The organism is Streptomyces sp. NPDC059718 (assembly GCF_042733315.1).
Classification (GTDB): domain Bacteria; phylum Actinomycetota; class Actinomycetes; order Streptomycetales; family Streptomycetaceae; genus Actinacidiphila.
Map to the genome: position 1 here is coordinate 208,459 of NZ_JBHWGA010000010.1, position 8,117 is coordinate 216,575.

At 73.0% G+C, this 8,117-nt stretch carries 7 protein-coding genes; all 7 read left to right on the top strand.

The annotated features are described in order from the left end of the window. Positions 1–686 precede the first annotated feature (686 nt). The 7 genes from ACFV3E_RS14610 to ACFV3E_RS14640 all read left to right on the top strand — a co-directional run bounded on the left by ACFV3E_RS14610 (position 687) and on the right by ACFV3E_RS14640 (position 7,857). Positions 687–1,061 (top strand): DUF485 domain-containing protein, encoded by a 375-nt coding sequence (locus ACFV3E_RS14610; protein ID WP_500535012.1) that lies wholly within the window; start codon positions 687–689, stop codon positions 1,059–1,061. Then, on the top strand, positions 1,058–2,683 hold the full coding sequence (locus tag ACFV3E_RS14615) for a sodium/solute symporter (protein WP_500535013.1): 1,626 nt from the start codon (positions 1,058–1,060) through the stop codon (positions 2,681–2,683). The genes ACFV3E_RS14610 and ACFV3E_RS14615 overlap by 4 nt, the downstream gene beginning before the upstream one ends. Before the next feature lie 233 nt (positions 2,684–2,916). Next, a complete protein-coding gene (locus ACFV3E_RS14620) occupies positions 2,917–3,768 on the top strand; it encodes an ABC transporter ATP-binding protein (RefSeq protein WP_500535014.1) in 852 nt (283 codons plus the stop codon). After that, positions 3,761–4,477, top strand: a complete 717-nt coding sequence (locus ACFV3E_RS14625; protein WP_500535015.1) for an ABC transporter ATP-binding protein — start codon at positions 3,761–3,763, stop codon at positions 4,475–4,477. The genes ACFV3E_RS14620 and ACFV3E_RS14625 overlap by 8 nt, the downstream gene beginning before the upstream one ends. Further along, a complete protein-coding gene (locus tag ACFV3E_RS14630; RefSeq protein ID WP_500535017.1) occupies positions 4,478–5,353 on the top strand; it encodes a branched-chain amino acid ABC transporter permease in 876 nt (291 codons plus the stop codon). Positions 5,354–5,360: 7 nt separating this feature from the next. Then, on the top strand, positions 5,361–6,452 hold the full coding sequence (locus tag ACFV3E_RS14635) for a branched-chain amino acid ABC transporter permease (RefSeq protein WP_500535019.1): 1,092 nt from the start codon (positions 5,361–5,363) through the stop codon (positions 6,450–6,452). An 88-nt stretch (positions 6,453–6,540) separates the two neighbouring features. Further along, positions 6,541–7,857 carry an ABC transporter substrate-binding protein gene (locus ACFV3E_RS14640; protein WP_500535020.1) on the top strand — a complete coding sequence of 439 codons (1,317 nt, stop codon included), beginning with the start codon at positions 6,541–6,543 and terminating at the stop codon, positions 7,855–7,857. Positions 7,858–8,117: the final 260 nt, after the last annotated feature.

Here is an 8,117-nt window from a genome sequence, read left to right on the forward strand (position 1 = left end):
GACCCTCCACGAGGGCCCGCGCGCCGACACGACCGTGGAAGGCCTCCCGGGGGCAGTCGCGTCGGCGGGAGCATGTGCGGCAGCCCTGGCCGGATGGCGCGCGTCCCCGCCGTGGGGTGTTCCCGCACCCGGCGGGGGTCCCGACGGATAGGCAGTGCCCGCACCGTCCGGCACCCTGAACTCGGCCGGGGCAACGGATAGTTCCGGCGGTCCGGGCGTCGTGAGCGCGACGCCGGAACTCGGCGTCGCGGTTGCGCGGGCCCCTCCGACCACCACGCGGACGCAGCGCCCTGCCGGGCGGGAGTCGCTTCAGGCAACACAGCACCGGCCGGCGGCCCGGCTGCGGCAACCCCGTCATGCCGGGCCTTCGCCAGCCCATGCACAAGGCCCCGCGTCCCCGCCACGAGAAGCTCCCGCGCCATCACGCGCGCACCACAGCACCGCTCCGAACCTGCCCCGCACGCGGGCGAGTTGCGGCCGGGCCGGGCGCCGGCAGCGGGTCCGCGAGGGGCCGGTCGGCTTGGTGCTCCAACCGTGACCTGCAGCACCTCTTCCCGACATGCCGACCAGTCGGTATCGTGCGGCCACCCCGGAGCACCGACGCCCCGGGGCGTACCGGTCGAACCTGCCCGTCCCCCCACCGCGCCCGCACACCCTCGCCACGCAAGCCGCTTGGAGACCGCGCGATGACGTACTACGGCGACACCTGGCACCACCGGCAACCACCGCCGCCCGCACCGGCGCCGGCACCACCACCGCGAACACCCGCGCGACCTGTCGAGCTCAGACGGCTGCGTTCGGCCTACCGGCTGCTGCGGCGGGTCTCGGCGCTCACCGCGCTCGGCTACTTCCTGGCCTTCCTCCTGCTCTCCGTGCTCGCGCGGGACACGATGGGCACGAGGGTCGCCGGACAGCTGACGCTCGGCACGCTGATGGGGCTGTCGCAGCTCGCCGTCACGTTCGCGGCGATCCGCTGGTACGAGCGCAGCGCGCGGCGGTCGGTGGACCCGCTGGCGCTGCGCGTACGCCAGCGGGAGACGGCCGACGGGGCCGCCCGGTGAACCAGTTCGCGGCCGCATACGACTCGGGGACGCAGACAGTCGTCCTGCTCTTCTTCACGTTCCTGGTGACCTGCACGCTGCTGCTCAGCGTCTTCGCCGGGCCGGAACGGGACGACCTCGCGGAGTTCTACACGGGCTACCGCACCCTCACCCCGTTCAAGAACGGCCTGGCCATCGCGGGCGACTACATCTCCGCCGCGACCGTCCTCAGCACCACCGGCATCATCGCGCTCTTCGGCTACGACGGCTTCGTGCTGGCGACCAGCACCGGCATGTCGCTGGTGGTGCTGATGTTCCTGCTCGCCGAACCCCTGCGCAACGCGGGGCGGTTCACCATGGGCGACGTCCTCGCCCGTACGATGCGCGGCCGGTCCGTGCGGATCGCCGCCAGCGTGGTCACCCTGGCCGCGTGCCTGCCGTTCCTCATCGTGCAGCTGTCGGGGGCGGGTTCGCTGCTCACCGCCATCCTGGACATCCACCTCGACGGTGCGCGCACGGTCTCCATCGCCATGATCGGCACCTTGATGGTCGTCTACGCGGCGATGGGCGGGATGCGGGGCACCGCGCTCATCCAGATCATCAAGATCGTGATGCTGCTGGGCAGCAGCGCCGTGGTCGCCGCGCTCGTCATGAGCCGTTTCGGCTGGAGCGCGGACGCCCTGCTGCGCGCCGCGCAGGCGGGCAGCGGGGCCGGCGAGGCGTACCTGCGGCAGGGCCTGGAGCTGGGGCGGACCACCGAGGGGAAGCTGGACTTCATCGGGCTGCAGCTCACGGTCGTCCTCGGGGTGGCCTGCCTGCCGCACGTGACGATGCGTCTGTACTCGGCGCCCGACGCCCCCGCCGTGCGCCGCTCGATGTCCTGGGCGGTCGGCGCGGTCACCACGTTCTGCCTGCTGGGCACGGTCATGGGGGCGGGCGCGGCCGCCATGGTCGGCGCCCGGCTGATCACGGGGGCCGACCCCGAGGGCCGTACGTCCGTGCTGATGCTGGCCCGGGCGTTCGGGGAGGCCGCGCCGTCGATCGGCGAGACGCTGCTGTACGCCGCCGTCTGCGGGACGGTGTTCGTGACGCTGCTGTCGTCGGTGTCGGGACTGACCCTCGCCGCGGCCTCGTCACTGGCCCACGACCTGTTCGGGCACGCGATGCGCGACGGGCGGGCCGCCCCGCGCACCGAACTGGCGGTGGCCCGCTGGGCGGCCGTGGGTGTCGGCGCGGCGGCGGTGGCCCTGGCCGCGCTGGTCCAGGACTGGAACGTCGCCGTCATGACGACGACCGCGCTGGCGATCGGCGCCTCGGCGGTGGCTCCGGCCCTCACGTACTCCTTGTTCTGGCGGGGCTTCGGCCGCACCGGCCTGCTGGCCGCGCTGTACGGCGGCACGGGGTGCGTCCTGCTGCTGACGGTGTTCTCGACGGCGGTGTCCGGCGGTCCCACGGCACTCTTCCCGGACCGTGACTTCCACTGGTTCCCGCTGCAGACCGCCGGGTTGGTGTCCATCCCCTTCGGCTTCCTCGTCGGCTGGCTCGGCAGCCGCTACGACCGGCGGCGCCGCGACGGGACGGCCGCCGAGAGCAGGCGGCTCTACGAGGCGGGCGAAGCACGGCTGCTGGCAGGCGCCGGCTAGCCCAACTCCTCGTCACCGGGGGCTTGTCAGCGCTTCGGACAGGGGTCACCCTCAGTCGGAACCGAATCCGATTCGGATTCGGTCGGGCTGGGAGGAGCCCTCCCGGACGGCAGGCCGGCCCCGCCGCCGGAGCGCCGGGCCGCCCGCGCGATCCGCTCCACGATCCCCGTTCCCCCGACCCCCGACCCCCTCGTCCCGTACCACCCCGCCGAACTCCCAAGGAAGGGTGACTGGTGGAAAGCCTCCTGCGCATCGACGGACTCGAGGTCTCCTTCGGAGGCCTGTCCGCGCTCGATGCGGTGTCCCTGTCGGTCCGGCCGGGCGAAGTGCTCGGCGTCATCGGGCCCAACGGGGCCGGAAAGACGACCCTGTTCAACGCGGTGTGCGGCTTCGTACGCCCGGCCGCCGGGACGCTGCACTGGCAGGACCGGGCACTGCCCTGGCCCCGGCCGCACCAGCTGGCCCGGCTCGGCATCGCCAGGACCCTGCAGGGTCTGGGGCTGTTCCCCCGGCTGACCGTGCTGGAGAACGTCATGGTCGGGGCGACCCGGCACGCGAGGGCGGGCTTCACCTCCGCGCTGCTGGGACTGCCCCGCTCGGACCGCGACGAGCGGCTGCTGCGCCACCGTTCGCTGGCCGTCCTGCGTGAGCTCGGCGCGGAGGACGCCGCCGGCCGCCTCCCCGGCGAACTCCCCTACGGGGTGCAGAAGCAGGTGGCGCTCGCCCGGGCGCTCGCCGGTGAACCGCGGCTGCTGCTGCTCGACGAACCGGCCTCGGGGCTGTCCGAGGACGGCATGCGCGACCTGGGCGAGGTCATCTCGGGGCTGCGCGAACGGATGGCGGTCATCCTCGTCGAGCACCACATGGACCTGGTCATGGGGGTCTGCGACCCGGTCCTCGTCCTGGACTTCGGCAAGGTCATCGCCCACGGCACCCCGGACGAGGTGCGCGACGACCCGCTGGTGACGGAGGCGTACCTCGGCGACGAGGTCACCGCGGGAGCGGGGGCGGGAGCGGCCGCGGCGCCGGCCGACACCGCGGCGCCGGGGGCGCCCGGGTCCCGAGAGGAGTCCTCCCGTGCTTGAGGTCCGCGAACTCGTCGTCTCCTACGGCATGGTGCGGGCCCTGGACGAGGTGTCCCTCACCGTGGACCAGGGCAGCATCACCGCCGTGCTCGGGGCCAACGGCGCCGGCAAGACCACGCTGCTGCGCACCGTCAACGGACTCGTCCGGCCCCGCTCCGGCAGCGTCCTGCTCGACGGCACCGACATCTCCAGGCTTCCCGTCGAGGAGGTCGTGCGGCTGGGCCTGGCCCATGTGCCGGAGGGCCGCGGGGTCATCACCGAGCTGACCGTCCACGACAACCTCCGGCTGGGCGGGCTGTGGCGGGGCCGGCGCGAGCGCAGGGCGCTGCAGTCCGCCGGCCTGGAGGAGGTCTACGCCCTCTTCCCCGCCCTGGCCGAGCGGCGCGCGCGGCCCGCGGAGACCCTCTCCGGCGGCGAGCGGCAGATGCTCGCCATCGGCAGGGCGCTGATGACCCGGCCGCGGCTGCTGCTGCTCGACGAACCGTCGCTGGGGCTCGCGCCCCGGGTCACCGCCCAGATCCTGGCCGTCCTGCGGGACCTGCGGGAGCGACAGGGGCTCACCGTGCTCCTGGTGGAGCAGAACGCGCGCAGCGCCCTGTCCGTCGCGGACCACGGCGTCGTGCTGAACCTGGGGCGGGTGGTCGCGGCCGACGCGGCCGCGCGCCTCGCCACCGCGGACGACCTCCGCCACGCCTACCTGGGGTTCTGAATGTACTTCATCAATCTGACACTGGGCGGGGTGAGCAGCGGCGTCGTCTACGCGGCGGTCGCGCTGGCCCTGGTGCTCATCTGGCGGGCGACCCGGATCGTCAACTTCGCCCAGGGCGGCATGCTGATGATCACGACCTTCGTCGCCCTCGGCGTGATCCACTCGACCGGTTCGTACTGGCTCGGGCTGCTGGCCGCCCTCGCCTCGGGGTTCGTCCTGGGGGCGGTCGTGGAACGGGTGCTGGTCCGGCCGGTCGAGAACGGGCCGCCGATGAACGCGGTCATCGTCACGCTCGGACTGCTGCTGTTCCTGCAGGCGGTGGCCGGGATGGTGTGGGGCGGCTCGCCGCGCTCCTTCCCGCCGCTGCTCGGCATCAAGGGCTTCACGGTGGGCGGCGCGAGGCTGCTGCTGTCGCCCTCGGACCTGTTCGTCATCGGAGCCGTGCTGGTGGTGATGGCGCTGCTCGTGCTGCTCTTCCGGGTCACGCCGGTGGGGCTGCGGATGCGGGCGGCGGCGTTCTCCCCCGAGGTGGCCCGGATGTTCGGGGTGCGGGTCGGCCGGGTGCTCACGCTGGGCTGGGCACTGGCGGGGGCGGTCGGGGCGCTCGCCGGGGTCCTCGTGGCGCCGGCGACCTTCGTCGGGCCCAACCAGTTCGACGCGGTGCTGGTGTTCGGCTTCGCCGCCGCCGTCGTCGGGGGGCTGGACAGCCCGCCGGGTGCGGTGGTCGGCGGGCTCGTGGTCGGGCTCACCCTCTCCTACGTCTCGGGGTACCTGGGGTCCGAGGTGGCGCTGCTGGGCGCGCTGGCGGTGTTGATGACGGTGCTGATGATCAGGCCCAACGGCCTGTTCTCGCGGACCTCCGTGCGACGGGTGTGAGGGACTCATGACCGAGACGACCGACACGAAGGACCTGCGTTCCCCGCTCGGGGGCCCGGCCGCGTCCGGCCTGACGGCCCGGCTGAGGGGGCCGATGGACCGCACCGCGGTACGGCACCTGGTGCCCGCGCTGCTCGGGCTGCTGGTGGTCTGCGGCGTCAGCGCCCTGCTGTCGCCGTACCAGAACCTGGAGGTCGCCGGCGTCGCCACCTATGTGTGCGCGGTCGCCGGGCTGACCGTCCTGACCGGGACCAACGGCCAGATCTCGCTGGGCCACGGCGCGCTGATGGCGGTCGGTGCCTACGGGACCGGTCTGTTCCTCACCGAACCGGGCTGGTCGCTGGCCGTCTCGCTGCTGGCGGGCACGGCGGTGACGGCCGCCCTGGGCGCGCTGGTGGGCGCCGCGGCGGCGCGGCTGCAGGGCCCGTACCTCGCGGGCGCGACCCTCACCCTGGCCGTCGGGCTGCCGGCGCTCGCGAACTACCGGCACCTGACCGATCTGCTCGGCGGCGAGAACGGGCTCGTGGTGGCCTCGCCTCCGCCGCCCGAGGCGCTGGGCCCGTACTTCCCGCTGGAGCGCTGGCAGGCCTGGGTCTGCGTGCTGTGCGCGGTGGTCGTGCTGGTGTTCCTCGCCGACCTGGGCCGCAGCCGCGTCGGCCGGTCGTGGCGGGCGATCCGGGACGACGAGGTCTCCGCGGCGCTGGCCGGCATCCACGTGGCGCGCCTGCGGGTGCTCGCCTTCGTGGTCAGCGCGGCCTGCGCGGGGCTGGGCGGCGGGCTCCTCGCGGTGGTCAGCTCGCTGGCCGCGCCCGGGGCGTTCCCGCTGGCGCTCTCCCTGTCCCTGCTGACGGCGGCGGTGCTCGGCGGGCTCGGCAGCCTGGCGGGCGCCGTGTACGGCTCGGTGCTCCTGGTCCTGCTGCCCAACTGGACGGGCGACGTGGCGGACGCCCTGCACCTGTCCCGGGGCTTCTACGCGAACCTGCCGCTGGCCCTGTACGGCCTCGCCCTCGTCCTGTCGATGCTCCTGTTCCCGCAGGGGATCCACGGGGCCCTCATCCGTCTGGTCCGGCGGCTCCGCACGCGGGGCTCCGGTACCTGACCGCCGGTATCCCGTTCCCTCGACCACCGGCACGTCACCTGAAATCCGTCCAACACCCACCGAATCCGATTCGGTTCCAGGAGGGGTCATGAGAAGAAGTCACCGACACGGCCTGCGCCTTCGCGGCGGCGCCGCGCTGGCCGTGCTCGCCTTGGTGCTCACCGCCTGTTCCAACGGCTCCGGCAGCGGTTCCGCCGCGCCGGGCGTCACCAAGGACAGCATCGTCATCGGCAGCCACCAGCCGCTCACCGGCCCGGCGGCGCCCGGGTACAGCAACGTCTCGGCGGGCGCGAAGGCGTACTTCGACCACGTCAACGCCAAGGGCGGGGTCAACGGCCGGAAGATCGAGTTCAAGTACAAGGACGACGCGTACAACCCGACCCAGACGGTGAAGGTCACCAAGGAACTCGTCCTGGAGGACAAGATCTTCGCGATGATGGGGGGTCTCGGCACGCCGACCCACACCAAGGTGGTCGACTACCTCAACAGCCGCCGCGTGCCGGACCTGTTCGTCTCCTCCGGCTGCCGCTGCTGGGACGAGCCCGAAAAGCACCCGCAGACCTTCGGCTGGCAGCCGGACTACCTCGTCGAGGGCAAGATCCTCGGCCAGCACATCAAGGAGAACTTCGCCGGCAAGAAGGTCGCCTACTTCTACCAGGGCGACGACTTCGGCAAGGACGGCGTCGAGGGCCTGGACCAGTACATCCCCAAGGAGTCGGTGGTCAGCCGGCAGAGCTACCAGCCCGGCGGCACCGACATCGCCCCGCAGGTCACGGCCATCGCCCAGTCCAAGGCGGACGTGGTGGTGCTGTTCACCATCCCGACGTACACCGCGCTGTTCAAGCTCACCTCGCTCAAGCTCCAGTACAACCCGCAGATGGTGGTGACCAACGTCGGTTCCGACCCGACCACCCTGGCGGGCCTGCTGCAGTCCTTCGCGAAGCAGGCGGGCGGCACGGCCGACCCGGCGGCGCTCATGGACGGCATCATCACCGACACGTACATGCCGCCGACGACCGACACGTCCAACAGCTGGATCAAGCTCTACCGCGAGATCCACGACAAGTACATCCCCAAGCTGCCCTTCGACGGCAACGTCGAGTTCGGGATGTCCATGGCCTACACCTTCGTCCAGGCGCTGCAGGGCGCCGGGGAGAACCCGACGCGGGAGTCGCTGGTGAAGGCCGTGGAGAAGGGCGGCTTCACCGGGCCCGGGCTGGTGCCGTTCCGGTTCAGCGGGGACTCGCACGCCGGCTACACCGGGGTCCAGATCGGCATCCTGAAGGGCAGCACCGAGGTCGCCCTGCAGGGCACGCCGCTGGTGACGGACGACGAGCAGGGCGCCATCACGCCGTACACCACGGCACAGCCGGAGGCCCCGGCCGACGGCATCCCGGCGTCCTGAGGGGCGAGGGGTAGTGTGCTGCCCCTCCAGGCAGTGGGTCCACGGCGCGACGCGACCGTGACGGACGGAAGGTCCCGGGATGGGCGACAGACGCGGTGACGAGCTGCTCATCGGCGATCCCGCGGACCTCCCCACCTCCGGTGGGGCGTCCGGGCCGGCCCCCGCCCCGCCGCCCCGGCGCGCGGCGGACCCACCACACGGGCGGGTCACAGCGGCCCCCGCGGGGGTGGGGGGGGCGGGGGTAGCGGCGGGCGGCGGCG